This window comes from Inconstantimicrobium porci, from assembly GCF_009696465.1.
GTDB lineage: Bacteria > Bacillota > Clostridia > Clostridiales > Clostridiaceae > Inconstantimicrobium > Inconstantimicrobium porci.
The window spans coordinates 86,210-111,686 of record NZ_VULX01000001.1 but is presented as its reverse complement, the minus strand read 5'-3'; the positions used below and the strand labels follow the sequence as shown (position 1 = coordinate 111,686).

The 25,477-nt window shown below is 32.2% G+C and carries 25 protein-coding genes; 4 read left to right on the top strand and 21 right to left on the bottom strand.

Annotated features, from left to right (window positions below; all coding sequences use genetic code 11):
* Positions 1–96: 96 nt before the first annotated feature.
* Positions 97–1,035 (top strand): hypothetical protein, encoded by a 939-nt coding sequence (locus tag FYJ33_RS00565; RefSeq protein ID WP_154529821.1) that lies wholly within the window; start codon positions 97–99, stop codon positions 1,033–1,035.
* 160 nt (positions 1,036–1,195) lie between these two features.
* Here FYJ33_RS00565 and FYJ33_RS16000 read toward each other — a convergent pair whose 3' ends face one another.
* The 9 genes from FYJ33_RS16000 to FYJ33_RS00520 form a co-directional block, all read right to left on the bottom strand.
* Positions 1,196–1,996, bottom strand: coding sequence for a hypothetical protein (locus tag FYJ33_RS16000; RefSeq protein WP_206046576.1), 801 nt, complete (start codon positions 1,994–1,996; stop codon positions 1,196–1,198).
* Between the two features lie 134 nt (positions 1,997–2,130).
* The gene (locus FYJ33_RS16140) at positions 2,131–2,586 is read right to left on the bottom strand and encodes a hypothetical protein (protein WP_235900736.1); all 456 of its coding nucleotides are present in this window, start codon (positions 2,584–2,586) and stop codon (positions 2,131–2,133) included.
* Between the two features lie 402 nt (positions 2,587–2,988).
* Positions 2,989–3,606 (bottom strand): ribosome biogenesis GTP-binding protein YihA/YsxC, encoded by a 618-nt coding sequence (yihA, locus tag FYJ33_RS00550; protein ID WP_154529820.1) that lies wholly within the window; start codon positions 3,604–3,606, stop codon positions 2,989–2,991.
* On the bottom strand, positions 3,596–5,926 hold the full coding sequence (lon, locus tag FYJ33_RS00545; RefSeq protein WP_154529819.1) for an endopeptidase La: 2,331 nt from the start codon (positions 5,924–5,926) through the stop codon (positions 3,596–3,598). The genes yihA and lon overlap by 11 nt, the downstream gene beginning before the upstream one ends.
* Positions 5,927–5,992: 66 nt before the next feature.
* Positions 5,993–7,678: an ATP-dependent protease LonB gene (gene lonB, locus FYJ33_RS00540; RefSeq protein WP_154529818.1), complete on the bottom strand. Its 1,686-nt coding sequence runs from the start codon at positions 7,676–7,678 to the stop codon at positions 5,993–5,995.
* A 329-nt stretch (positions 7,679–8,007) separates the two neighbouring features.
* Complete coding sequence (gene clpX, locus FYJ33_RS00535) at positions 8,008–9,303, bottom strand: ATP-dependent Clp protease ATP-binding subunit ClpX (RefSeq protein WP_154529817.1); 1,296 nt, start codon at positions 9,301–9,303, stop codon at positions 8,008–8,010.
* Positions 9,304–9,332: 29 nt separating this feature from the next.
* A complete protein-coding gene (clpP, locus tag FYJ33_RS00530) occupies positions 9,333–9,929 on the bottom strand; it encodes an ATP-dependent Clp endopeptidase proteolytic subunit ClpP (protein WP_154529816.1) in 597 nt (198 codons plus the stop codon).
* 440 nt (positions 9,930–10,369) lie between these two features.
* On the bottom strand, positions 10,370–11,659 hold the full coding sequence (gene tig, locus FYJ33_RS00525; RefSeq protein ID WP_154529815.1) for a trigger factor: 1,290 nt from the start codon (positions 11,657–11,659) through the stop codon (positions 10,370–10,372).
* A gap of 87 nt (positions 11,660–11,746) precedes the next feature.
* Positions 11,747–12,535, bottom strand: a complete 789-nt coding sequence (locus FYJ33_RS00520; protein WP_154529814.1) for a hypothetical protein — start codon at positions 12,533–12,535, stop codon at positions 11,747–11,749.
* 239 nt (positions 12,536–12,774) lie between these two features.
* Between FYJ33_RS00520 and FYJ33_RS00515 the strand changes: the two genes are divergently transcribed.
* Positions 12,775–13,599 carry an MBL fold metallo-hydrolase gene (locus FYJ33_RS00515; protein WP_154529813.1) on the top strand — a complete coding sequence of 275 codons (825 nt, stop codon included), beginning with the start codon at positions 12,775–12,777 and terminating at the stop codon, positions 13,597–13,599.
* Between the two features lie 149 nt (positions 13,600–13,748).
* Here the strand turns inward: FYJ33_RS00515 and FYJ33_RS00510 are convergent, their stop codons facing one another.
* On the bottom strand, positions 13,749–13,913 hold the full coding sequence (locus FYJ33_RS00510; protein WP_154529812.1) for a hypothetical protein: 165 nt from the start codon (positions 13,911–13,913) through the stop codon (positions 13,749–13,751).
* A gap of 351 nt (positions 13,914–14,264) precedes the next feature.
* Here FYJ33_RS00510 and deoD point away from each other — a divergent pair, with 351 nt between their 5' ends.
* Positions 14,265–14,972: a purine-nucleoside phosphorylase gene (gene deoD, locus FYJ33_RS00505; RefSeq protein WP_154529811.1), complete on the top strand. Its 708-nt coding sequence runs from the start codon at positions 14,265–14,267 to the stop codon at positions 14,970–14,972.
* 106 nt (positions 14,973–15,078) lie between these two features.
* Here the strand turns inward: deoD and FYJ33_RS00500 are convergent, their stop codons facing one another.
* From FYJ33_RS00500 to FYJ33_RS00465, 8 genes are all read right to left on the bottom strand, one after another.
* A complete protein-coding gene (locus tag FYJ33_RS00500; protein WP_154529810.1) occupies positions 15,079–15,702 on the bottom strand; it encodes a flavin reductase in 624 nt (207 codons plus the stop codon).
* Positions 15,703–15,956: 254 nt separating this feature from the next.
* The gene (locus FYJ33_RS00495; protein WP_154529809.1) at positions 15,957–16,682 is read right to left on the bottom strand and encodes a relaxase/mobilization nuclease domain-containing protein; all 726 of its coding nucleotides are present in this window, start codon (positions 16,680–16,682) and stop codon (positions 15,957–15,959) included.
* Positions 16,682–16,996 carry a plasmid mobilization protein gene (locus tag FYJ33_RS00490; protein WP_154529808.1) on the bottom strand — a complete coding sequence of 105 codons (315 nt, stop codon included), beginning with the start codon at positions 16,994–16,996 and terminating at the stop codon, positions 16,682–16,684. The genes FYJ33_RS00495 and FYJ33_RS00490 overlap by 1 nt, the downstream gene beginning before the upstream one ends.
* Before the next feature lie 390 nt (positions 16,997–17,386).
* Positions 17,387–17,629: a hypothetical protein gene (locus tag FYJ33_RS00485; protein ID WP_154529807.1), complete on the bottom strand. Its 243-nt coding sequence runs from the start codon at positions 17,627–17,629 to the stop codon at positions 17,387–17,389.
* Positions 17,630–17,956: 327 nt separating this feature from the next.
* On the bottom strand, positions 17,957–18,913 hold the full coding sequence (locus FYJ33_RS00480; protein ID WP_235900735.1) for a ComEC/Rec2 family competence protein: 957 nt from the start codon (positions 18,911–18,913) through the stop codon (positions 17,957–17,959).
* Positions 18,914–18,986: 73 nt separating this feature from the next.
* Positions 18,987–20,645, bottom strand: coding sequence for a sensor domain-containing diguanylate cyclase (locus FYJ33_RS00475; RefSeq protein WP_206046575.1), 1,659 nt, complete (start codon positions 20,643–20,645; stop codon positions 18,987–18,989).
* Positions 20,646–20,674: 29 nt separating this feature from the next.
* Entirely contained in the window at positions 20,675–21,415 is a 741-nt protein-coding gene (locus FYJ33_RS00470; protein WP_154529805.1) for a hypothetical protein, read from the bottom strand.
* 177 nt (positions 21,416–21,592) lie between these two features.
* Complete coding sequence (locus FYJ33_RS00465; protein ID WP_154529804.1) at positions 21,593–23,101, bottom strand: DUF1846 domain-containing protein; 1,509 nt, start codon at positions 23,099–23,101, stop codon at positions 21,593–21,595.
* Between the two features lie 446 nt (positions 23,102–23,547).
* On the opposite strand from FYJ33_RS00465, the gene FYJ33_RS00460 reads away from it, so the two are divergent.
* Positions 23,548–23,850 carry a hypothetical protein gene (locus tag FYJ33_RS00460; protein ID WP_154529803.1) on the top strand — a complete coding sequence of 101 codons (303 nt, stop codon included), beginning with the start codon at positions 23,548–23,550 and terminating at the stop codon, positions 23,848–23,850.
* A gap of 98 nt (positions 23,851–23,948) precedes the next feature.
* Here FYJ33_RS00460 and hisE read toward each other — a convergent pair whose 3' ends face one another.
* The 3 genes from hisE to hisF form a co-directional block, all read right to left on the bottom strand.
* Positions 23,949–24,281, bottom strand: a complete 333-nt coding sequence (gene hisE / locus FYJ33_RS00455) for a phosphoribosyl-ATP diphosphatase (RefSeq protein WP_277643846.1) — start codon at positions 24,279–24,281, stop codon at positions 23,949–23,951.
* Between the two features lie 83 nt (positions 24,282–24,364).
* Positions 24,365–24,703, bottom strand: a complete 339-nt coding sequence (gene hisI, locus FYJ33_RS00450; protein ID WP_407717532.1) for a phosphoribosyl-AMP cyclohydrolase — start codon at positions 24,701–24,703, stop codon at positions 24,365–24,367.
* Positions 24,704–24,712: 9 nt separating this feature from the next.
* Positions 24,713–25,474: an imidazole glycerol phosphate synthase subunit HisF gene (gene hisF / locus FYJ33_RS00445; RefSeq protein ID WP_154529801.1), complete on the bottom strand. Its 762-nt coding sequence runs from the start codon at positions 25,472–25,474 to the stop codon at positions 24,713–24,715.
* Between the last annotated feature and the right edge of the window lie 3 nt (positions 25,475–25,477).

The following is a 25,477-nucleotide window of genomic DNA, read 5'->3' as shown; positions in this document are numbered from 1 at the left end:
TACTAATCTGTTTTTTTGCTTATTTTTATTTTTAAGCATAATTATTTTCTATAAAAAATCATATAAATATATAAAGTAAATTTGCGGAGGATATAAATGAGAGTATCTGATAAACAATTAAACAAATTCATTATACAAGTAGTTATATTTTTATGCATTGTAATTTGCCTGCCTATTATGACTTTATATTATAATACGAACAGAAACTTAGATACGAATAATTCTGCAGCTATTGAAACAATTTCAAGTGGCAAGGATACAGATTATAAAATTGATTTAAACGGTGACGGAAGAAAAGATATCTTAAGTATTGAAGTCGATGACGGCAAGTATTCTGCTATAGCGTATATAAACAGTACAAAATATCAACTTATTCCTAGTACACCTTTAAATACTTTAGGGACAAGTAACAACGAAATATACTGTACTTTTATAGATACTACGCGTAATAATATCCCTGAAATCATAATACAGTCATATGAAAACAATACCCCTATGCAGCACATATTTACCTGGAATGGCCATAAATTTATTGATATATTTTCTTCTACAAATAATTCTATAGGAATTTTAGATCATACCTCTAATAAAACTTCAAGGTTGCTTTCTTTTAACATAAATAGTTCGCTAGAAAATATTCAGCAGTATATGTACATTAAAGACAGCTATAAGAATATATCATATGATAAATCAGATATTCAGGGATATTCTTGTATACAAAAATTAATCGATGTAATTCAACTTCAATATGAACTTGAAGAATGTCCTGACATCTTTAATGACGATGTTGATTACTACAGCAAGTCGCTTCTTTGGAAGCTATCTAAAAATTCCTATGATTATCAATTTAGAGACTGTTTCTTCTTTGACACAAAATGTGATAAAAACGGAAACCCTACAGAATATCAATGGAATATAAGATTCGAAAAGAAGTTAAAATCAGCAGAACAGACTTCATCAATAATAAAAATGAAAGTTACAGTAAAGCAGTTATCTGATATGTTTAAAATTAATTCAATATCTATTGAAAAGTAGGGAATTAGATTTTTAATAAAATTAAAAAGGGCCGCTTTTGCGGCCCCAAAAGGGGGATGGGGGGTTTTAGCTTTTTGAAGATTACTCTTCGTAAGCTAAAGGAGATTTCTCTCCTTTACGTTTATATTATTGTCATTTTATTTTTTTTTATACAATAAAATTAATTTATTGTATCTTTTATTTCTCCATCTTCATACATTTTAATAAGTTTATCTATAAACTCCACTTTACTTGAATCAACGACATCTCTTAAAGACTTTAGCATTTCAATATTGGTCCCCTCAGCAAATGGTTTTTTCTTCAGTTCTTCTGCTCTTGATTCTTCTACAGTTTCTTTTACAGTATCATTATTTATTGGAGTTTCTTTATTTATATTTTTATTTACATTAACAGAATTATTTCTTATGTTTGTCCTATTGTTGTTCATATTACTATTAGTGCTATTATTTCTTCCAAATGGTCGTTGCATAGTTTGTCTCTGCGGACCTTTCATAAACATGCTCATCATAGCCATTAATGGATTCATTTGACCACCCATCATTCCAGCTAAGGGGTTTCCTCCTGCTCCGCCCATGGCATTCATCATTCCTGCTAATGGATTTCCTCCTTGTCCGCCCATAGCGTTCATCATTCCTGCTAATGGATTTCCTCCTTGTCCGCCCATAGCATTCATCATTCCTGCTAATGGGTTTCCTCCTTGTCCGCCACCCATGGCATTCATCATTCCTGCTAATGGGTTTCCTCCCATCTCATTCATTCCAGAAGATGTATTAGGCTGTGCACCAAGTCCAAGCATTGATGCTAAGTTATTTATATTCATATAATCATTATTACCGCTATTTTGTGGGGTTCCATTCTGCATATTACCCATATTATTCATCATTGAAGCCATTTTTTGAAAGTCAACATTATTAAAATTCCCCATGCTTCCATGACTATGGTTTCTACTATGTCTGCTCAACTTTTCTCCTCCCTATAATATTAATAAATATGTATTAAACTTTTTTATTGGGAGGGCTTACGCCCTCCAATAACTATCCTAGTTTACCTCATAAATACGACACCAGAATAATATTAATTCAAATGATAGGATTATTAGAAGAATCCACCGCCACAGCCGTTGTTTCCGCCAAAGCCCCATCCAAATGCTAGGATGATTATTAACCAAATCCAGATCCAAGATCCACCACAGCCAAATCCGTTTGCACCGACTCCACCGTATCCGCCACCATATGGTACTCCATAAGCAGGCATCATAGCATTACAACAGCATGGTTCGCAGCAGCAACAACTACTTCTCTGTTTCTTCTTAGAGCAGCAGCAGCATGGTTGGCAGCAGCTCATAACAGGCATCTGATATCCAGCGCCAGCACCGTATCCTCCGCCGAAGCCTCCAAAGCCATTACCACATCCAAAGAATATTAATAGTATTAATATCCACCATATCCATCCATTTCCACAATTGCTATTGTTGTTATTATTGCAGCAGCAGCATGGTTGTGGTTTGCATCCACAATTTCCATCTCCATTAAGAATATCGTTTATTTCCATTCGTAATTCCTCCTATATTCAATTTGTTTTTTATAGTATATCTTATTCTCTCACTACAAAATTGACACAGAATTTTTACTCAATAATTTAAGGAAAATATACTCTTTGCAATAAAGCCGAAAATAATTAAATCATCGAACTATAAGGAACCATTATTATATAGATTATAGATAAGAACTAAGAGATTAGAGAAATGGATGAAACTCCACTGGAGTTTCTAGCCAAAGCATAAGCGAATAAATTTCATCCTATACTCTTATATCTGCTCTCATATCTCTAATCTTTTTCAGATCTCAGTATTATATTTCTGCAGTGTACCTATATTATATGAATAAAAAAAATGCCTGCTTAGTAACTCGTTGTTACCAAACAGACAGTTTTTTATATCAAATTCTTTATAAATTATTCTTGAGTTGTATCTTCTTCAGAAAGACCATGTACTGGCTCTTCGAAGATATGGTCTATAAGTTCATCTCTTCCAACTTTATTTAGTGATGAGAAGAAATAAAGCTTATCCTGCTTTGTAAGTTTAAGTGTTTCTCTAATTACCTTCTCGCTCTTCTTAAGATTCATTCTAGATAACTTATCGCTCTTTGTTGCAATTACGACAACATCATAACCAAAATGCTTAATCCATTCATACATCATGATATCATCACCAGTAGGCTTATGTCTGCAATCTACAAGAAGAACTATTCTCTTAAGCTGTTGTCTTCCTGTAAGATACATCTCAATTGTCTTACCCCAGCTTTCCTTTTCCTTCTTAGATACTTTTGCATATCCATAGCCAGGAAGATCGACTATGTAAAACTCTTTATTGATTAAAAAGAAGTTAACTAGTCTTGTCTTTCCAGGTGTCTGTGAAACTCTTGCAAGCATTTTTCTATTTGTAAGAGAATTTATTATTGATGATTTACCAACATTTGATCTTCCGACAAAAGCTACTTCCGGAAAACCATCCATTGGATATTGAGCTCTTTTAACTGCTGAAATTATAAATTCTGATGTATTAATTTTCATTACTATCAACTCCATATAATGCATTATTTAGAACATCATCTATGTTCTCTGCAAATATTATATTAAGCTTTCTTCTTACGCTTAAAGGTATTTTCTTAACATCATTTTCATTTTCCTTAGGTATAATTATTGTATCAATTCCTGCTCTAAATGCGGCTAAAGATTTTTCCTTAAGTCCGCCAATTGGAAGCACTCTGCCTGTTAAAGTAATTTCGCCAGTCATAGCCACATTATGTTTAACCTTCCTTCCTGTAAGTGCAGATACCATAGCTGTTACCATTGTTACACCTGCAGAAGGACCATCTTTGGGAACTGCACCTTCTGGAACATGGATATGAATATCTTTGTCTTTATAGAATTTATCTTTAATGCAAAGTTTCTTAGCGTTTCCTCTTATATAAGTATACCCAGCTTTTGCAGATTCTTTCATAACATCACCAAGCTGACCTGTAAGTTCAAGCTTTCCGCTGCCATCCATAGTCATAACTTCAATTTCAAGAGTATCCCCACCAAAGGCAGTCCACGCTAGTCCACGTACTGTACCCACTCTATCCTGCTTTGCAGCTCTGTCATAGTTAATCATCCTAGGTCCAAGGTACTTTTCAAGCACATTCATTGTGATATTGATATGTTTTTTGTCCTTCATCATCATTTCACTTACTGCTTTTCTGATAACTGTACCAATAGTTCTTTCAAGATTTCTCACACCAGATTCTCTTGTGTAATTCTCGATAATAGACTTAATAACATTATCAGATATCTTTACTTCTTCAGAATCAGTTCCATTTTCCTTAAGCTGTCTTGGAATTAAATATTTATCAGCAATATGGAACTTTTCTTCGTATGTATATCCAGAAACCTCAATTACTTCAAGTCTGTCTCTAAGTGGTCCAGGTATAGTATCTAAAGTATTTGCTGTTGTTATAAACAGAACATCTGATAAATCTATATCAAGTTCTAAATAATTATCCCTGAAGTCCTTGTTCTGCTCGCTATCAAGGATTTCAAGCAACGCATCAGCAGGATCTCCCTTATATTCATTTGACATCTTATCTATTTCATCAAGCAGGAATACAGGATTATTTGACTTAGCTTCTTTAAGTCCATACACGATTCTTCCTGGAATAGCTCCAACATAAGTTCTTCTATGGCCTCTAAGCTCAGCTTCATCTCTTACTCCGCCAAGTGACATTCTCACAAAACGTCTGTTAAGTGCAGATGCTATTGATTTAGCTATTGAAGTCTTACCTACTCCTGGAGGTCCAACTAGACATAGTATAGGTCCTTTAAGGCTGTTAGCCTTCTTCTTAACTGCAAGATATTCAATTATTCTTTCCTTAACATCATCAAGAGCATAATGCTGCTCATCTAGAACATCTTTAGCCTCCTTAATATTCAAATTATCCTTAGTAGACTTATTCCAAGGCATAGCAAATACCCATTCTACATAGTTCTTTATTACTGAATACTCTGATGAATATGAACCAGTAGATTTAAGTCTGTTAATTTCGTAAGATAATCTTTCCTTAACTAACTTAGGCATCTTCATCTTCTTTAGCTTTTCTTCGTATTCTGCAATATCCTTCTTGCTGTCGTAATCTTCGCCAAGCTCTTCCTGAATAGCTTTTATCTGTTCTCTTAAATAATATTCCTTCTGAGACTTGTCTATCTTACTCTTAACTTTAACTGCAATCTTCTTTTCAGTCTTAACAAGATCTATTTCGCTTTCAAGAAATGTAAGCACTTTCTGCAGTCTTTCCTTAACATCAATAGTCTGAAGTATTTCCTGCTTCTGATCATATTTTAAATTTAAATATGTACCGATAAGATCTGCAAGATTTTCAGGTGTTTCATCATTGAACATAAGCATTTCTGATGAATCAAGTCCTGTAAGTTTTGCAAAAACTCTAAACTGTTTTTCAAGCATTCTAACTAGTGACTTTATATCAACATCTTCATTATTATCACATAATTCTTCAATAGCTTGTACACTTGCTTCATAAAAATCTTCATTTTCAATTACATCAATCAGCCTTGCTCTTTGAAGTCCTTCCACAAGAACTCTTATATTATCTTTAGGCAGTCTTATTATCTGTTTTATGTTACATATAGTACCAACTTCGTAAATATCTTCTTTTTTAGGTTCTTCCACATTTATATCTTTCTGAGTAGATAAAAAGATCTTCTGATCATTTATCATCGCCTGTTCTAATGATGCAACAGTCTTCTTTCTACCTGTATCAAAATGCAATACCATATTAGGGAATACTGTAAGTCCTCTTAAGGGTATTAAAGGAAGATTCTCAAAATCATTATTCATAGTACACTCCTCCTTATTAATATATTGATAAAAAATTAAGGCTGCGGTTAACTGCAGCCCTAATTATTAATTCATTGATTTAGCTGATAAAATATCAATACCATCCATGTTAACATTATTCATTTTATCATACATATCAAGTAAAGCCAACCCTAAAACATCGCTAATATTTCTCACTGTTTTAATCTCAATACCCTTTATATTCTTAAACTCGTCAGACCAGTTTTCTTCAGGTATTATTACTATAGAAGCTCCTGCTTTTACAGCTGCAGATATCTTCGCACTCACGCCTCCTATAGGCTTAACTTTTCCCTGAAGTGATATTTCTCCAGTCATCGCAACTTTATTATTAACTTTTTTCTTTGTAATGGCACTATACACTGCTGTTGCAATACTTATCCCTGCCGAAGGACCGTCTATTGGTATACCCCCAGGGAAGTTAATATGTATGTCGTAATTCTTGCATCCAAGATTAAATATATTATCCAGCACTGTCAGTACATTTTCTACAGAACAGTATGCTGTTGATTTTCTTTTAACCTTCCTGTTATAAGAAGAAATTTCTTCTTCCTCCACAATGCCTGTTACCTTGAGACTTCCGTTATCTTCAAGTGTCTTCTTTGCAGTTGCTTCTATCTCCATCACAGTACCCATATTAGCTCCATATACTGCTAGTGCATTAACAACACCAACAAGGGGCTTATCGTTTATCTTCTTCTCAGGTCTCATACTGTACTGGCCATTTTCTATTATCCAGTTTATATCAGCATCAGTTATTATATCTCTATGGCTGTTTACAGCGATGCCTGTTCCAAGCTGTACAAGGTTAATAACCTCCCTGCCATTGCTGCAGAACTTAGATATAATATCAAGAGATTTCTCATCTATCCTGTATCCAGACTTCTTTACTGCATTTTTTGCTATAATTTTAATTTCATCTTCATCAAGAGCTCTAAAGAATATTTCTACGCACCTTGACCTGATAGCTGGAGCTATTTCCTCAGGGCTTCTTGTTGTTGCACCTATAAGTCTAAAATCTGCAGGATAGCCATTTTCAAATACTTCTTTAATATATGTAGGCATATTAGGATCTTCAGAACAATAGTACGCGCTGTCTAAAATAACCTTTCTGTCTTCAAGTACCTTTAGAAGTTTATTAATCTGTATTGGCTGCAGTTCTCCAATTTCATCGATAAAGAGAACTCCTCCATGTGCCTTTGTTACTGCGCCAGGTTTAGGCTGAGGTATACCTGCTATCCCCATAGCACCTGCCCCCTGATATATGGGGTCATGTACGCTTCCAATAAGCGGGTCTGCAATTCCTCTATCATCATATCTTAAAGTTGTAGCATCAATCTCTACAAACTTTGCATCATACTTAAAAGGAGACATATTATTTTTCTTTGCTTCCTCTAGTACAAGTCTTGCTGCTGCAGTCTTACCAACTCCAGGTGGCCCATAAATTAGAACATGTTGTGGATTAGGTCCACATAAAGCTGCTCTTAATGCTTTTATTCCCTGCTCCTGCCCAATTATCTCACTAAAATTCTCTGGCCTGCTTTTTTCAGTTAACGGCTCAGTAAGTTTTATTTTCTTCATCCTATTAAGAATATCCATTTCTTTTCTATTTTCATTAGCAATAATATCTTTATTTCCCTTAGAATTCTTAGAATTACTCACTAATAGAGAAATTATAACTGTTGTAAGGACTAGTTGAGTTATTGATATAATAGCTGTCAGTATATCATTCATAAAATAACCTCCTACAAATGCTCTTAGTATTATTCTCTATTTAGTTAATATTTATTCATCTATTAATCTTAATCTATAAATCTATTTAATATTAATGATTATCTTAAGGAAATGTATATTTTATAATGTATAATTCAGGATGAAATTAGCAACGCTACGTTAGCTAATTTCTAAGCCATAATGGAGGGCACCTCCAAACCTCTGAAATTTCATAAAGGAGTTCAATCCGAAATTATACCTTATACTATATACATTTCACCTCAAAATAAATCTGTACACTAAAAAAACAGATCTGAGTTAACAGATCTGCTTTAAATACAGCATTTATATTATGCTGTTTCTATGCCTTTATTGTCTTTGTGCTTTGCTTTTCTAAGTACTGGTCTTACTTCGCCTTCTGCTAACATTGTAACAGTAGGTTCCTTCTTATCAGTAATGCATTCTTTAGTAACATCAACCTTGACAATTCTATCATTTGATGGAATATCAAACATTATTTTATTCATAACTTCTTCAAGTATTGCTCTAAGACCTCTAGCACCAGTATTTCTCTTGATAGCTTCTTCAGCCACAGCTACAAGTGCATCATCTTCAAACGATAACTCAACATTATCAAGTTCGAATAACTTCTTATATTGTTTTACAAGAGCATTCTTTGGTTTACGAAGGATGCTTACAAGAGCTTTTTCATCAAGAGATTCTAAAGTAACTAGTATAGGAAGTCTTCCAACAAACTCTGGAATAAGTCCAAACTTTAATAAATCTCCAGGCATTATTTCTTTTAATAATACTCCAATATCCTTCTTTTCTTTAGATTGAATTTGGGCACCGAATCCCATAGAACTCTTTCTTGTTCTATTTTCTATTATCTTATCTATACCATCAAATGCACCACCACAGATAAATAATATATTTGATGTATCAATTTGTATAAATTCCTGATGAGGATGTTTTCTTCCGCCCTGTGGTGGAACTGAAGCAACAGTACCTTCTAATATTTTTAGAAGTGCTTGCTGAACACCTTCTCCAGATACATCTCTAGTTATAGATGGATTTTCAGATTTTCTAGCAATTTTATCTATTTCATCAATATAAATTATACCCTTCTGAGCTCTTTCAACATCATAATCAGCATTTTGAATAAGTCTTAACAGGATATTTTCTACATCCTCACCTACATAACCTGCTTCAGTAAGAGTTGTTGCATCTGCAATTGCAAAAGGTACATTAAGCATTTTTGCAAGAGTCTGAGCAAGGAAAGTCTTACCACAACCAGTAGGTCCTAAAAGTAAAATGTTACTCTTCTGTAATTCAATTTCATCATCATCATTATTTGCATTAATTCTCTTATAGTGATTATATACTGCAACAGCAAGAGATCTCTTTGCTGAGTCCTGGCCAACTACATACTGATCAAGGTATTCCTTGATTTCCTTTGGCTTTGGAAGACTAGTAGAATCGAATTGAACGCTTTCTTCAAACTCGTCAGCAATTATTTCTGAACATAATTCGATACATTCGTCACATATATAAACTCCTGGTCCAGCAATAAGTCTCTTTACCTGGTCCTGGTTTTTTCCGCAAAATGAACATTTCAATTGTTTTTTATCATCATATTTTGCCATTAAATACACCTCACTACGGTTTAGATTTATTATTGTTTGTCTAATTCATTCTTTACCATTATTTTATCAATTAAACCATATTCTTGTGCTTCTGCAGGCTCCATAAAATAATCCCTTTCAACATCACGCTGAACTTTTTCTAATGGCTGACCTGTCTGTTCACTGATTAACTTGTTTAATGTATCTTTTATCTTTAATATTCTCTTAGCCTGAATATCAATATCAGTTGCTTGACCCTGGAATCCTCCTAAAGGTTGGTGAATCATTATTTCACTATTAGGAAGTGCATATCTCTTTCCTTTTTGTCCTGAAGAAAGTAAAAATGCTCCCATAGATGCAGCAAGTCCTGTACATATAGTACATACATCAGGCTTAATATACTGCATTGTATCATAAATTGCCATTCCAGCTGTTATTGATCCTCCTGGACTATTTATATATAAATATATATCTTTATCAGGATCCTCACTTTCAAGGAATAGTAACTGTGCAACGATTAAATTCGCTGAATCATCGTTTACCTCCCCACTTAACATTATAATTCTATCTTTTAATAATCTTGAAAATATATCGTAAGATCTTTCTCCTCTGCTTGTTTGCTCTACTACCATTGGTACTAAACTCATTCTTTTCTCCTCCTTCTACCAATTATCTCTAAATAAAAAGTAATTATACTTTAAACTGCATATTATTCTTTTGTGTTATTTATAAAGCTCCAATATCATTATATGAAATATTATTATCTTCACCATATATAATTGAAGTTCAAAGAAATTATTAGCAGATTAAGCTTCTAACTAAATAAATAATTTTAAAGCTTACCTGTATTATATAATTTATCAAGATTTAGTGCAACATTTTACTATATACTAATTGAAATTTTTCACAATGTACACATTTCAATTATATCTGTTATTATGAACACATTTCAAAAAAAACAATCATACTATAAAATCATCCTCTATTTATATATTATATATATTATTAAATTTGACTTAATTAGATATATTACGCCACATAAAAAAGAAACCCCGCATAATGCAGGATTTCTTTTTATAGATAATAACTAGTTAGCTTTAACGCTTTCTGTCATCATTTTAATAGTCTTTTCCATTCTAATCTGGCTCTTTAACATTTCAGCTTGAGCCTTAACTATCATATCAACCATTTTTTCTGGTTCCTTAGCGCCATACATAGAAGCTAATTCAGTTGCTTTAGCCTTTAGCTCTTCATCTGAAACTTCAAGGTTTTCTGTTTCAGTAATCTTTTCAAGAACTAAATCAGTCTTAACCTTCTTTTCAGCATTTTCTTTCATGTATTCTTTCATCTTTTCTTCTGAGCTTCCAGTATATTCATAGTACTGCTTTAAGTCTAATCCCTGATACTTTAATCTCTGTTCAAAATCTTTAATCATTGATTCAACTTCTTTAGTAACCATAACTTCTGGAATTTCAACAGTTGCATTGTCAACAGCAGCATTTATAACAGCTTCTTCGAATTCTCTTTCAGCTTTTGCATCGTTACTTTCCTGCATCTTCTTCTTTAAATCTTCTTTGTATTCTGCTATAGTATCAAATTCTGATATTTCTTTAGCGAATTCATCATCTATTTCAGGTAATTCGTTAACTTTAACTTCTTTAACAGTAACTTCGAATAATGCTTCTTTACCGTTTAATTCATCTCTGCCATAGTTTTCAGGGAAAGTCACTTTAACTTCCTTCTTATCTCCAACCTTAGCACCAACTAATTGTTCTTCAAAATCACCTATGAAAGTCTTTGATCCGATTTCTAGTGAGAAGTCTTTTCCTTCTCCACCTTCAAATGCAACTCCATCAATGAATCCCTTGAAGTCGATAACTGCTATGTTTCCGTCTTCTACAGTTCCGTCTTCTTTAGTTTCAACTCTAGCGTTCTTCTTCTGAGAAGCTTCTACCTGTTTCTGAACATCTTCTTCAGTTACTTCGTAAACTGGCTTCTTCACTTCTAATCCCTTATATTCTCCTAGAGTAACTTCTGGGTAAGTAGTAACTTTAGCTGTGTAAACTAAGTCTTTTCCTTCTCCAACTTCTTTAACTTCTATTTCAGGATAATCAACTGGCTTGATGTTGTTTTCCTTTAATACTTCTGGATAGCTTTCATCTATTGCAAAATTAACAGCATCTTCCAAAAGGATTCCTACTCCATAGTATTGTTTAACTATGTACATTGGAACTTTTCCCTTTCTGAATCCAGGCACATTAAACTTCTTAAGATTTTTTCTGTAAGCCTTATTTATAGCTGCTGTAAACTTTTCAGCTTCAACCTTGATTTCAAATTCAACTACGTTTGTTTCTATTTTGTTCATTTTAACGTCCATTGTAAATCTTCCTCCTACATGGTAATGAAATTCTTATAATAACCAAATCATTATAACATACTTTAAAACTTTATTACAAACATTAATTTAAAATACATTTCCATCTGATGTAACAGTTTTCTTACTACCATCAATATCAACAGTAATGCCTTTATCGTTTAAAGTTTCAATCTTTACTGCCTTGCCTTTTGCTGCCCATACAGTCTGATATACTCCGGAATTTAAATCCATAATCCATACATAAGTATCAAGATCAGCTTTTCCAAACCATGGAAGCTGGCTTATATAAACAACATGAGTATCATCAAGAAACTTCGCATTAAGACCCCAGATATATCCTGGATACTGCTTCATTATAGTATCTTTGCTGAAACTCTGTCCAGATTTAGTTACATAATTAGCTTTTGTAATATTCTTTTCTTCACCATTTAAATTATAAATCTTAATTTCCTGTGAAGAAGCGTCATTTATTATAACCTGACTGCCTGATTTATTTATGTCAAATGTACTTCCGTCTGACAGTCCTTCAACAAGAGTGAACTTCTTTGTTCCATTCTCCTCTGCATAAACAGCCTTGACCTTCGTACCTGATGATAAAGTAACATCAATATACTTTGTTTCATTTTCAGCCTTTGTTTCCTTAGCTTCTTCTTTTTTAGCTTCTTCTTTTTTTACAATAGTTGAAGTTTTTGAGTCTGAGTCGTTTTTCTTGAAAGTAAATATATTCTTAAGGCTTACATTATTAAGTTTACCAGACCCATACAATGCTCCACCTGCGGCAATCAATAATACTAATGTAACCACAATAGCTATACGTCTTCTTTTTCTTCTTTTCTTTTTCTCATATTCGCTACTAAAAATACTAGTTCGTCTCATATCAAACACACCTCCTAGTCATTTCAAATTTATGTAACAATACTTATAATTTTGACATATTATCAAGTTAACATTTATAGTATACATTATTTTAAATAATAAAAAAAATATTTTTTCATATTTTCTCTATATTTTTTCAATTTGGTGACATATTACATTTATTATTGTATAATTTACATATTAATATAGATGACTTTTTCGGATTTTCCTGACAAAGGCATACAATTTTAGGAGGATATATGAGCAGAATTAATATTTTAGGAACGGGCTGTGCCATGGTAACAAACTGTTTTAACACCTGCTTTACAATCAGCAACAATGATGGAGAACATTTTCTTATAGATACTGGCGGTGGAAACACTATATTAAACAACCTTAAAGCAATGAATATATCTGTATTAAACATCAGATCATTATTTGTATCACATACACATAATGACCATATAACAGGTATAAGCTGGATTATTCGTTCTATTGCTGTTCAGATGAACAAAGGAAACTATCAAGGCATATTTACAATCTACGGAGAAAAATCAGTCATTGAGGCATGCAGAACTATATGTACTCTTACACTTGGGAATAAATTCACAAAGCATTTTGATGAAAGAATTAAATTTTTCCCGGTAGAAGACAATATGACTTTGAATATATTAAATAATGAAGTGACTTTTTTTGATATACATAGTACAAAATGCCTTCAATATGGATTTAAACTAATTACAGAAGATAATGTTTCATTATGTTTCCTGGGCGATGAACCTTACAGAGAAATACTTAAACAATATGCAGAAAACTGTGATTTCCTAATGCATGAAGCTTTCTGCCTTTATGAAGAAAGAGAAATATTTTCGCCATATGAGAAACACCATTCCACAGTAAAGGAATGCAGCGAGAATGCAGAAATGCTGAACGCTAAGAACCTCATAATCATACATACAATGGATAATGACGTTGCCAACAGAAAAACATATTACTGTGCTGAAGCTGATTACTTCTGCAAATGCAACGTAATAATGCCAGATGATATGGAAGTTATTGAACTTACACATAACGATAACGAATAATATACTAAGATATTTATCAATAACAAAAGAGCAGACTTCATATTACTGAGTCTGCTCTTTTTGTATCATCTTCGCTTATGCCTTGACTGGAACTCAGCCTAAGCTGAACCCCAAGCACTATTCCAATTTTTTATAATCTATGTTCTAAATCAACATTGCTTATTCTTGCATCTACAGTTGCATTTACCTGTCTGCCTACAACTCTTTATTCCAAGCTCAGCCATTTCCTTTTCTGTAAGCTTCGCTACATTTTCAGTAGGATCTTCATAATCAGGTTTATCTTCAAGCAGTGTCTTCTTCACTAACTGAATCATCTATCTCACTCCCTTATAATCAATGAATAATTTATATTGTATAATGTATAATTAAGGATGTAATACGCAAACGGATTACTAAATCTTAATGGAGGGCACCTCCAAGCCACTGTACTTATTAATCCAAAGAGTTTTAAAGAGAAATGTGTTCTCTTTTTTCCGAAACTCCTATAGAGTTTTATCCTTCATCGATGAATGATCATTGATAACCGATCATTATTTCTAAAATTTATAATATAAAATCATTATATCTGATTTCATATCTATTATACCATTAAATTATTACTATTCTTTTAATTTAATTTAGTATATTATAGTAATATATGTTTTGATTTGAAAGGAGACTTATTAATGAGTACACATATAGGAGCAAAAAAAGGTGATATCGCAGAAACAGTACTTCTTCCAGGAGATCCTTTAAGAGCAAAATTTATAGCGAATAACTTTTTAGAAGATGTTAAATGCTATAATGAAGTACGTGGAATGTATGGATTTACTGGCACATACAAAGGAAGAAGAATTTCAGTTCAGGGAACAGGTATGGGTGTTCCTTCAATTTCAATATATTCAACAGAACTTATTTCTGAATATGGCGTAAAAAACCTTATAAGAGTTGGAACTGCCGGTTCAATGCAGGAAGATGTTAAAGTAAGAGACATAGTAATAGCTATGAGTTCATGTACAGATTCATCAGTAAACAAAAACAGATTTGACGGTATGGATTATGCACCAACTGCATCATTCAACCTATTAAAAACTGCATATGATACATCAGTATCACATAACATAACACCAAAGGTTGGAACTATCTTCACTTCAGACAACTTCTACAACGATAAAAAAGATGCATGGAAAATATGGGCAGAATACGGCTGTCTAGCAATAGAAATGGAAACTTCAGCTTTATATACAATAGCTGCAAAATTCAAAGTAAATGCACTTACTATCTTAACAATAAGTGACTCAATGGTAACAGGTGAAGCTACTACTGCCGAAGAAAGACAGACTACTTTCACAGACATGATGAAAATAGCTCTAGATACTGCAGTAGCACTATAATAATTCAAAGTGCATAATGCATAATAGAAAGAAGGAATTCATGAGCAGATGTCTCATGAATTCCTATTTTTTTGGAGCACACCTCCAAACCTATGTGTTTGTCATATTATATTTTATAAAAAACTGATTTTGGCTGTCCGCATACTGGGCATACATAATCATCTGGAAGTTCATCAAATGAAGTTTCACCATCATATATATAATGGCATATTGAACATTCATACATTTCTTTCTTTTCTTCTGATTTACTATCAATCTGCTTACCTGCTTTAATATCTCTATAATCACCATATGTCATAGAATCATCATTATTTGTTTTTTCACAGTCCACTACATCTGCTATAAACATATAATGAGTTCCCAAATCTATAGTTTCAAATACTTTACATGAAATTACCGCATTACATCCAGTTCTGATAATCGGGCATCCCTGCACATCTGTATCATAACTCATGTTTTCAAATTTATTTCTATCTCTTCCACTTGAATATCCAAAGTTCATTACAGTATCAAGACTGGCGTTTCTTGATAATACTGATACTGAAAATTTCTTTGATTTGTTTATAAGTTCTGCTGTATAGTTATTCTTTATTACATTAACACTGACTCTTACAGGCTCCTGTGTCACCTGACTCACAGTATTAACTATGCAGGCATTAATTTTGCCATCAAATTCTGTTCCTAATATATACATTCCATATGTTAAACTGAATAGTGCTGTTTGATCCATATATAAATCTCCTTTATCTTTAAACAATAACTATTATTAATTAACAATTATTATATCTTCATTAGTATACGATGTCAATTTTTATTTGAATTATTTAGCTTAAAAAAAACATGGTAGATATTATTCCACCATGTTATAGCACGAAAAAATTACTTACAAATGTAATACAAATATCAGTTAAAGGAGGTTTGGAGGATTTGCCTCCATTTAAGATTATGAAATTAGTAAGCATTGCGATGCTAATTTCCCATTCATTAGGCATCTGCCATTAAATCTTCGTATGCCTTTCCCAGTCTTTTTCCTCTTACGATATTGCCACTATCGTTATCTTTATATGTAATATTATTTTCTGTAACAACTGTATCTATATTATATTCATCATTTAAAACTGTGATAAATTCATCTTCAGTTATTGACTTTGACCTTGATAAATCAATGCATGTCCTTATTTTTTCCTTCCATGACATATCTCCTCTATCGAGTATGTTCTTTTCTGCATCAGTTATTCTTTTATCAGCTCTTTTTTCAAGATCAAGCACGGTTAATCCTTCCCGTAGACAGATTTCATTACTTTTGCGTTTTAAATCCCACAAGCTCTTATTCGTAGCATTATATTTGATGCCATTAACAAAACTAACACTGTTGATTACAAGGTGATTATGTATATGTGCCTTATCTTTATGTGTTACAATAAATACTTCGTAATCTTTAAACTCACTTATTGATAATTCTACTCCTAGACTATGTGCCTTCTTCGGTGTAATACTATCACCTGGTGCAAAACTTTGAATTACGTGATGATACATAACACCATTATTCTTGTTGTAAATCTCCTTAGTAACTTCAAATTCCATAACAACATTATCAGCATTGCAGTTCTTAGCAGTTACAAGGTTTTCTTCTGTTTTTTCTTCATTAATAAGGTATTGGATAATCTTATCCACCTTTGCCTTAGATGAAATCCTCTTAATTATCGCCATTAGTCATTAACCCTCCTAAGCGACTTCACAACTTCTTTCCAGACAGCATTTAACTCCTGCTTCATGGCCATAAGCTCTTTAACTTCAGATTTATTATCTGTGCTGCTCAGCATATTACTCATATTACTGCTTAATATTTTCATTTCCATAACGAGTTCTTTAAGGTCGTCAATAACGATTATTTCCTTTTCTAAAATGCATCTTCTTAAATATTCACTTTTCTTAAGCTTTGATTTTTCAACATTCTTATTAAAAATTTCAAGTTCATCACTGCTCAGCCTAAAATTAATCTGTTTATCTCTTTGTCTATTCATTAGTTTATTACTCCTGTTCTTTTCTTCTAATGTATAATCCTTATTTGATAGTATAACGCTGAGTTAAGAATTCAGAATGATGAATTATGGATGAAACTCCCCAGTGGGAGTTTCAAAATAAGAGGACAAATTCCTCTTAAAATCTCTTTAGATAGAAAATAAGAGGTTTGGAGGTAAAACCTCCATTATAATTTAGAAATCAGTAAGCGAAGCGAACCGATTCCTTCCTTAATTCATCATTCTTCATTCTGCTTTCATAATACTATCCAACTTTCCATTTATCGATATGATTATAAATTTGTAAAATATTCATGTTTAAATCTATAATCTGAAAGTGGCTATACAAACACGCAACTTGCTCTTAATATTATGCCATTATTCAAACCCTCTTTATTTAAACATCACGCATAAAATCACTTTACTTTTTTCCTTTTCTTTATCGTACTCTGCTTTCCTTTTTAAATCATCGGTACTATAAATATGCCTGCATTGATAGCAGTAGAAATCACGATTAATGTTGTCAAATATATATTGAGGCACACAACAATATCGTTTCGTATCTCTTCCTTCACTACCATATCTTATTTCTTTAACTCTTTTAGATCCGCAGAACGGACATCTATTTTTAATCATACTACACACTCCTTATTTAATTATTCATAAGGTATATATGCAGCACTAAAATAGTTGTTAATTAATTTATTATTTTTTTGAATAAACAGACAGATAAGTGAATAACTAATAGCAAACAACGAATAGTTAAGGATAAAATTCAGCGTTGCGTGAGTTTCTAAAAAGGAATCTTATGCTAATAAGTTTATCAACATATTAAATTCATAAGCGCAGCATATGAATTTTGTCCTTCGTTATTCGTTGTTATCTATTCACTATTAGTTGATTTACAAAATTAATCTATAGCCCTAATTATCTGCTGTTATTAATCTAATCAAATAACAGTTCTTATGATTTCTTTTTTGTTCCTGGTTTGTAGCTTCCCGGCTGAACATTGAATATAATATCTGTACCATTTGACTTTGCAACAATTGTACCGCTTTCATCTGTTCTATAAACAGGAATTGATGCTTTCTTAAGTCTGTTAATTACAGTTTCAGTTGGATGGCCATAATCATTGTCTTTACCACAGCTGACAACTGCATACTTAGGATTTACAGTTTTTAAAAATTCTGTTGTTGTTGAACTTCTTGATCCATGATGACCTACTTTTAGTACATCAGACTTTAAATCATATCCTTTGCTAAGCATTTCTTTTTCACTTATACTGCTTGCATCACCTGTAAATAAGAATGAGTTATTTTTGTATGTAATTTTAATAACTATTGAGTATTCATTAGCATCATCATAGTTTCCTGAATTAGGAGCAAGAATTGTACATTCTGCTTCTCCAAGTTTAAAAGACTGTCCTGCTACAGGCAGAGTAAATTTCATATTCTTATTCTTTACCGAATTCACGAAGTCTTTATAAGTCTTTGTGCTTGCAGTCTGCTTTGGAAAATATATCTTTCCTACATTAAATGAATTAATTATATAATCAAGCCCTCCTATATGGTCTTCGTGTGCATGAGTTCCAACAATGTAATCAAGCTTCTTAATTCCCTGCTTCTCAATATATTCACTAACTAGTTTATAATCATCATTGTTACCGCCATCAATCAGCATTGAAGAATTACCCTGTGTAATTAATATGCTATCTGCTTGTCCAACATCTATGTAATGTACAGCAAGACCATCCTTAGATGAAGCTGCCAAAGAGTTTTCTCCTGATACTGATGAGTCAAGTTTTCCAGTAAAACTCTTAACATCATCAATCGATCCACATGATATAAAAGACATAGATAATATGAAAATAATAATTACTGCTAAAAATTTATGTGATACATCATTTAAATATCTCTTCATCTTAATATCCTCCTTCTTAAATTTGCATAGTAATTATAACATAAAAAAAAGTTTGCAGAAAGTATGTTCCCTTCTACAAACTATAATTTTCTGTTGTTTCCTTCATTATTTTTTTCTTTAGATACATAAGTTTGTCAGCCCTATTAAATGTATCCAGAAGATTTTCATCTATTTCTTTATTATAAAATGAATATCCATAAGCAACATTAAAGTTATATTCTACCTCTTTGTTGTAATAGTTAACCTTTTCCTTAAATTTTTCTAAAAATTCCTGTATGAGCAGTTCACTGCAGTTTGTGAAAATGCATGTAAATTCATCTCCTCCAATTCTATAGCATGTACCAAATTCATGCAGGCAACTCTTAATACATTCATAACATAATCTTATAGCATTATCACCTGCAATATGCCCATATTTATCATTAACATATTTTAGATTATTCATATCTAGAATCATTATACATAATAATTCATTCATATCATTACCAGTAATAGAATTAATATCCCTATAAAACGCTGTCCTATTTTTGCCTTTTGTTATGGCATCCTGATAAGCTAGTATATTTAGCATCCTGGTCTCCTTAGCCTTTTTATAAATACTTATAAAATTAAACAGAATTAATGAAATAAGGAATATACCAGAAAATGCAATTCCTATAACGAATATTCTTGCTGTATCAAATATAAATTTCTTATTATAATATTTTAAAACTTCTAAAACTGTTGCAACTAAAATAGGTGACATACATATTAAAGCATATTTACTATAGTGGTCATTCTTTTTTGTTATATTAGTAATCATTACATAAAATGCAGCAAAGCAGTTTACAGTTATCGTAAAATGCGTGAATATCGTTGTAGCATTTACAAGACTCTTTCTTAAAACAACCCATATAAAGTTAATTATAAAATCAACTATGTATAGGTACAGAAATATCTTACAGTTTCCATATTTTTTTTCACCAACAATATTCTTAAGAAATAAATTTATAGGTATAGGGGCAAGCATTATGCAAAAATAAGCTGCAACCTTTACTACATGCTGATCATAATAAAAAAACTGAGTTAATCCTGACTCCAAAAACATCCATAACGAAATCATTATACAAAATACTACCAAATATATATATTTTTTTGCTTTTTTCTTTCTTCTATTTAGAATACAAAATATTAAACAAATCAAAGCTATTACATTAATGAATAAAATCATTAAGAGTCTAAAAGCACTATGCTTAAAAATATTTAATATAATATCCCCTTTCGTACCATAGAATATTTCATTTATCTCACCTGAATGTTTTGCGTATTTTGTTCTATACTTTATAATAATTTTCTTACCAACTGCTCGTTCGGGCAGATTAATTATATTGTATATGTCACCAGGAAGATCAATTAGGTTATTCTCTCCATCATATCCACATTTATAAATGAGAACCTTGTCTATATAAACATCAATTGCCTGTTCAGCAGTAATAACACACAAATACTCATTATCACCTAAAATATGAGGAAGATAACGGTTTATCTCTACTTCTGTATTAACAGGTGCATTAACATTCGTAGGAAGAGTAATATTTTCCGATTTATACTTCCATTTATCATTCATAATTTTAGCATTGTTTGCCTCTATTTTTGTGCTATATTTATTAGTACTACTAAGACCCGATTTCATAAACATCACAAAAAGTATCATAAATAAAACTAATACTATTAATACTTTTCTATCCTTCATTTCCCATTTCCCCATTTTTGAAAAATATTCTATTTTATTTTAGAATATTTAAAGTATGAAACTGTGGCTTTATCTTGAATAACATTATACTTTACACATCCATAGCCTTCACAATAATATGATACCTTTGTTGTGCTGTCGCTTTTTCTTTCCCAAACCTTAGCATAGTTGCCTTTGTAAGTAATGCCATCCACCTTAAGATTCTTACCTATTTCTACTATTTCTTTATTATCCCATCTTGTACCCACTTTAACAGGAGCCTTTAATACAAGTGTTTGCTTACTTCCCCTCTTGTCAAGATAATTAAGAGAAGATAACTGACCAGCCTTTGAATCTTCTATATCTTCAGAAAACACTTCGTAAATACCATCATTTTTTATATTAAATACTCTAACGAAATTGCCTTTACCAGTTGAACCAATAACCTGATATGCAGTACCATTTCCCTTTAAGTACTTTATATTTTCACCAAGGTCATTGCTTAAAGATGATGTTGTATAGCTACCATTAACTGCAAATGAATTGATATTTATATTATCCTCAGTTTTGTTCTGTTGCTTAGAAGCAGATGTATTATCATTTTTCTCAGCATCTTTCTTTTCTGATTCACTGCTATTATTATTTTTATCTGTTTCTTTATTTTCTTCATTCTGCTGAGTCTGAGCCTTATTATTCGAAGTAGCCGCTGAATTCTTCACTGACGAACATCCTGCAAATATTGTTGCAACAAATAAGATAGATAAGCATAATGAAATTACTTTTCTTCTCATAAAAGATCCCCTCCCAAATAATATTATTATTTATATACATTGATTTTACCATAATAATCAAAAATGTACTAACAATAAATACTATTTTTATAAATTTAAGCTTTTAATTTATTGAGTTATTTTTAAAAAAACTCAGAATTATATTCTGAGTTTTTCCAAAAACATTATATACTTTTATTAGTTTCCATAGAATAAGCTTTCTGTTTGATATACATCATCACAAGTTATATCCACAGCAAGCTTTCTGAATGTATCTTCATCGCTTGAAGGCAATATAGTTGTTGAATGAGCCTGACAATTCTTAAGACATACTATTTTATCAAGAGCAGCCTGTGCAGCTGGATTTGTTGCCGCACAAATACTTAAAGCTATAAGTATTTCCTGGCTGTTAAGTCCTGATGCTCTGTAGCCTAAAGTTTCTTTCTTAAGTTTTAGAATCTGATCTAAAACCATTGGTGATATAAGATGTAAATCATCAGCAATACCTGCAAGACTTTTTGCTGAATTTAGTATAAGTGCTGCAGATGCATCCATAATGTCAGAACTTCTTCCAGTTACTATTGTTCCATTTTCAAGTTCAAGAGCTATTACTGAACAAAGCTTATTTGTATCATTGCCTTCATTAAGCTTAGCAGCATATTTTCTAGCAGGTTCAACTACTACTCTGTCACTTTCCTTAAGTTCAAGTTCATCCATAATAAGTTTTGCTCTATCTGCAGTTTCCTTATCACAGTATCCCTTCTTGTAATCACAGCTTGTTTTAAAATAACGTCTGATTATTTCTTGTCTTGAAGCTTCTTTAACCACTTCGTCATCTATTATTCCAAATCCTACTCTGTTAACTCCCATATCTGTTGGAGATTTGTATACAGCTTCTTTTCCTGTTATCTTTTCGATTATTCTCTTCAAAACCGGAAAACTTTCAACATCACGGTTGTAGTTAACTGCAATCTGGTTGTATGCTTCCATATGGAATGGATCTATCATGTTAACATCCTTAAGGTCAACTGTCGCAGCTTCATAAGCTATATTTAAAGGATGCTTTAGTGGCACATTCCATACTGGGAAAGTTTCAAACTTAGAGTATCCAGCCACATTTCCTCTCTTAAATTCATGATATAGCTGGCTAAGACAAGTAGCAAGCTTTCCGCTTCCTGGTCCTGGTGCAGTAACAACAACTATTGGCTTAGTTGTTTCTATATATGGATTCTTTCCATATCCTTCATCACTTACTATTGTATCCACATCTGTAGGATAACCCTTTGTAGATTTATGTTTATAAACCTTGATACCTCTTCTTTCAAGTTTGTTTATAAATATTTCAGCTGAAGGCTGTTCATCATATCTTGTAATAACAACACTGTTAACATCAAGATCATAAGCTCTAAGGTCATCAATAAGTCTTAAAACATCCATGTCATAAGTTATACCGAAATCTCCTCTGATCTTATTTCTTTCGATATCTCCTGCATAAACACAGATTATTATTTCAGCCTTATCCTTAAGTTTGTGAAGAAGTTTTATCTTTGCGTTTTCATCAAATCCAGGAAGGCATCTAGCAGCATGCTTATCAAATAAAAGCTTTCCTCCAAATTCAAGATATAACTTGTCATAATTATTTACTCTTTCAAGAATAAATTTAGACTGCTCTTCAAGATACTTTTTGTGATCAAATCCTATTTTCATAAAACCTCCTAAGTAATCCATATTTTTTATCTTCATAGTTTAAAACAATATTCTTATATCCTATCAAAATAAAGATGTTTTTTCAACAAAAATATAATTAGTTTTTTATTGCCAAAATATAATATTTTGCTATAATTAGCAAGGTAGGTTTCAATAACCAATTACATACTTATAGGGAAGACATAAAATATGGGATCAAAATTCAGTATTTAAAGAAAAGATTTTTTCTTTTAAGCACAAAAAAGTGGAAAATCAAATTGAACTAAGTAATGCTTACTCAACTGCAGACAGTAAAAAGAAAAAGCCATTTTACAAAAAGCCTTGAGTAATTGCTGCTGCCGCTCTTTTAATCATAGCTGCTGCTACAAATTACGACGACAAAAACAAAACTGTAAATCATGCAGAAACTGTTAGAAAAAGCACTCAAATCATAACTAAAAAAGATAATGAGAAAGCTAAAAAGGCTGAAGAAGAACGTATTGCCCCAAAAAGCCCAAGAAGCTCGTATAGCTAGTGAATCAGCAAGCAGAAGTGCATCTTCCTCATCAGGTGAAACTTCTTCATCTTCAAGAAGTGTACCAAAGAGCAGTACTGTAAACACAGATAACATAGGAGCAAAAGTATATATAACTGCAACAGGCAAAAAGTATCACAGCCACGCAAACTGTGGTAATTCTAAAACTGCTTATCAGGTTTCACTGACTGAAGCCGAAAGCAGAGGCTTATCTGCCTGCAAAAAATGTTATTAATCTCATATATATATATTCATAAAACAAAAAATGCAGCAGAATAACCTGCTGCATCTTTACTTACCAGGGAGCATTTTTTGAATAATCACTAAAAATACTTAAACATTAGTAATCGGCTTTCTTTCTCCTTTAAAGTTACCTATTTTTCTGCTTCTATTAGCAAGCTCCTCTGAAACATCATCAATAGTTATCCCCTTTTCAGCCATAAGTACAAGGACATGATATACAAGATCGCAGATTTCATTTACCTGCTCAGTCTTGTTATCTTCTTTGCAGCTTATAACTACCTCTGTACATTCCTCTCCAACCTTCTTTAAAATCTTATCAATGCCTTTTTCAAAAAGATAGTTTGTATAAGAACCATCAACCTTGTTTACTTTTCTATCTAAAATAACCTTATATAAATCTTTTAAATCTTCATTCATAACAATACCTCCTTATAATTTAGTGAATAACGAACAGTTAATAGTGAACACTTTCGGTTAAAATTCATTCGCTTACCTGTGAGCTTAACTTACAGTTCTCTGTAGAAGCAGCTCTTATTTCCTGTATGGCATGCTGCTCCTATCTGCTCAACAAGAATTAAAATTGTGTCATTATCACAGTCAATCTTTATATTCTTTATATATTGAAAGTGTCCTGAAGTGGCTCCTTTGTTCCACAGTTCTTTTCTTGATCTGCTGTAAAACCATGTAGTATCTCCGTCAAGCGTTTTACGTAAACTTTCCTTATTCATATATGCAAGCATAAGTACTTCCATGCTCTCATAATCCTGAACTATTGCTGGCACAAGACCATTTCCTTTTTCAAAATCCACTAGTTCAATCTTTTCATCTATAGTCAAACCTCTCATCATCTCCACTTAAACTCTTACAGGAATATTTCTTTTCTTAAGGTATTCCTTAACCTGTCCCACAGTAAGTTCTCCATAATGGAAAAGTGAAGCTGCCAAAGCTGCATCTGCAGTATCATCTTTAAAAACATCACAGAAATCTTCTAAACAGCCGCAGCCCCCTGATGCAATAACCGGTACGTTAGTAATATTGCTTACAGCATTAGTAAGTTCTATATCAAAACCTTTTTTCGTACCATCTGCATCCATTGAAGTCAGAAGTATTTCTCCTGCACCTAGTGACACAGCCTCTTCTACCCATTTTAAAAGGTCAATGCCTGTATCTTTTCTACCGCCTTCAATAACTACATTCCAGCCAGTCCTATCATCCCTCTTCTTTGCATCAGCAGCCAGCACTATGCACTGGTTTCCAAAATAATATGCTCCTTCTCTAATAAGATTCTTATCTCTTACAGCAGCTGAATTAAGACTTACCTTATCAGCTCCTGCTCTTAAAATCTTTCTAATATCATCAATAGTTCTAAGACCTCCGCCTACTGTAAAAGGAATAAAAATTTTTTCTGCCACGCTTTTCACTACTGACTCCATAATGTCTCTTTTTTCATGAGTGGCTGTAATATCAAGAAATACAAGTTCATCTGCTCCCTGCTTGTAATAAAACTCTGCAAGATCTACAGGATTGCCTACATCAACAAGCCCTTTAAAATTAATACCTTTAACCACTCGTCCTTCTTTTACATCAAGGCAGGGAATAATTCTTTTTGTATGCATATA

Coding starts and splice junctions, on each gene's coding strand:
- FYJ33_RS00565 (WP_154529821.1), top strand. CDS start 97: ATGAGAGTATCTGATAAACAATTAAACAAATTCATTATACAAGTAGTT.
- FYJ33_RS16140 (WP_235900736.1), bottom strand. CDS start 2,586: ATGGAAATAAACGATATTCTTAATGGAGATGGAAATTGTGGATGCAAA.
- yihA (WP_154529820.1), bottom strand. CDS start 3,606: ATGAAAATTAATACATCAGAATTTATAATTTCAGCAGTTAAAAGAGCT.
- lon (WP_154529819.1), bottom strand. CDS start 5,926: ATGAATAATGATTTTGAGAATCTTCCTTTAATACCCTTAAGAGGACTT.
- lonB (WP_154529818.1), bottom strand. CDS start 7,678: ATGAATGATATACTGACAGCTATTATATCAATAACTCAACTAGTCCTT.
- clpX (WP_154529817.1), bottom strand. CDS start 9,303: ATGGCAAAATATGATGATAAAAAACAATTGAAATGTTCATTTTGCGGA.
- clpP (WP_154529816.1), bottom strand. CDS start 9,929: ATGAGTTTAGTACCAATGGTAGTAGAGCAAACAAGCAGAGGAGAAAGA.
- tig (WP_154529815.1), bottom strand. CDS start 11,659: ATGGACGTTAAAATGAACAAAATAGAAACAAACGTAGTTGAATTTGAA.
- FYJ33_RS00520 (WP_154529814.1), bottom strand. CDS start 12,535: ATGAGACGAACTAGTATTTTTAGTAGCGAATATGAGAAAAAGAAAAGA.
- FYJ33_RS00515 (WP_154529813.1), top strand. CDS start 12,775: ATGAGCAGAATTAATATTTTAGGAACGGGCTGTGCCATGGTAACAAAC.
- FYJ33_RS00510 (WP_154529812.1), bottom strand. CDS start 13,913: ATGATTCAGTTAGTGAAGAAGACACTGCTTGAAGATAAACCTGATTAT.
- deoD (WP_154529811.1), top strand. CDS start 14,265: ATGAGTACACATATAGGAGCAAAAAAAGGTGATATCGCAGAAACAGTA.
- FYJ33_RS00500 (WP_154529810.1), bottom strand. CDS start 15,702: ATGGATCAAACAGCACTATTCAGTTTAACATATGGAATGTATATATTA.
- FYJ33_RS00495 (WP_154529809.1), bottom strand. CDS start 16,682: ATGGCGATAATTAAGAGGATTTCATCTAAGGCAAAGGTGGATAAGATT.
- FYJ33_RS00490 (WP_154529808.1), bottom strand. CDS start 16,996: ATGAATAGACAAAGAGATAAACAGATTAATTTTAGGCTGAGCAGTGAT.
- FYJ33_RS00485 (WP_154529807.1), bottom strand. CDS start 17,629: ATGATTAAAAATAGATGTCCGTTCTGCGGATCTAAAAGAGTTAAAGAA.
- FYJ33_RS00480 (WP_235900735.1), bottom strand. CDS start 18,913: ATGAAGAGATATTTAAATGATGTATCACATAAATTTTTAGCAGTAATT.
- FYJ33_RS00475 (WP_206046575.1), bottom strand. CDS start 20,645: ATGAAGGATAGAAAAGTATTAATAGTATTAGTTTTATTTATGATACTT.
- FYJ33_RS00470 (WP_154529805.1), bottom strand. CDS start 21,415: ATGAGAAGAAAAGTAATTTCATTATGCTTATCTATCTTATTTGTTGCA.
- FYJ33_RS00465 (WP_154529804.1), bottom strand. CDS start 23,101: ATGAAAATAGGATTTGATCACAAAAAGTATCTTGAAGAGCAGTCTAAA.
- FYJ33_RS00460 (WP_154529803.1), top strand. CDS start 23,548: ATGAGAAAGCTAAAAAGGCTGAAGAAGAACGTATTGCCCCAAAAAGCC.
- hisI (WP_407717532.1), bottom strand. CDS start 24,703: ATGAGAGGTTTGACTATAGATGAAAAGATTGAACTAGTGGATTTTGAA.
- hisF (WP_154529801.1), bottom strand. CDS start 25,474: ATGCATACAAAAAGAATTATTCCCTGCCTTGATGTAAAAGAAGGACGA.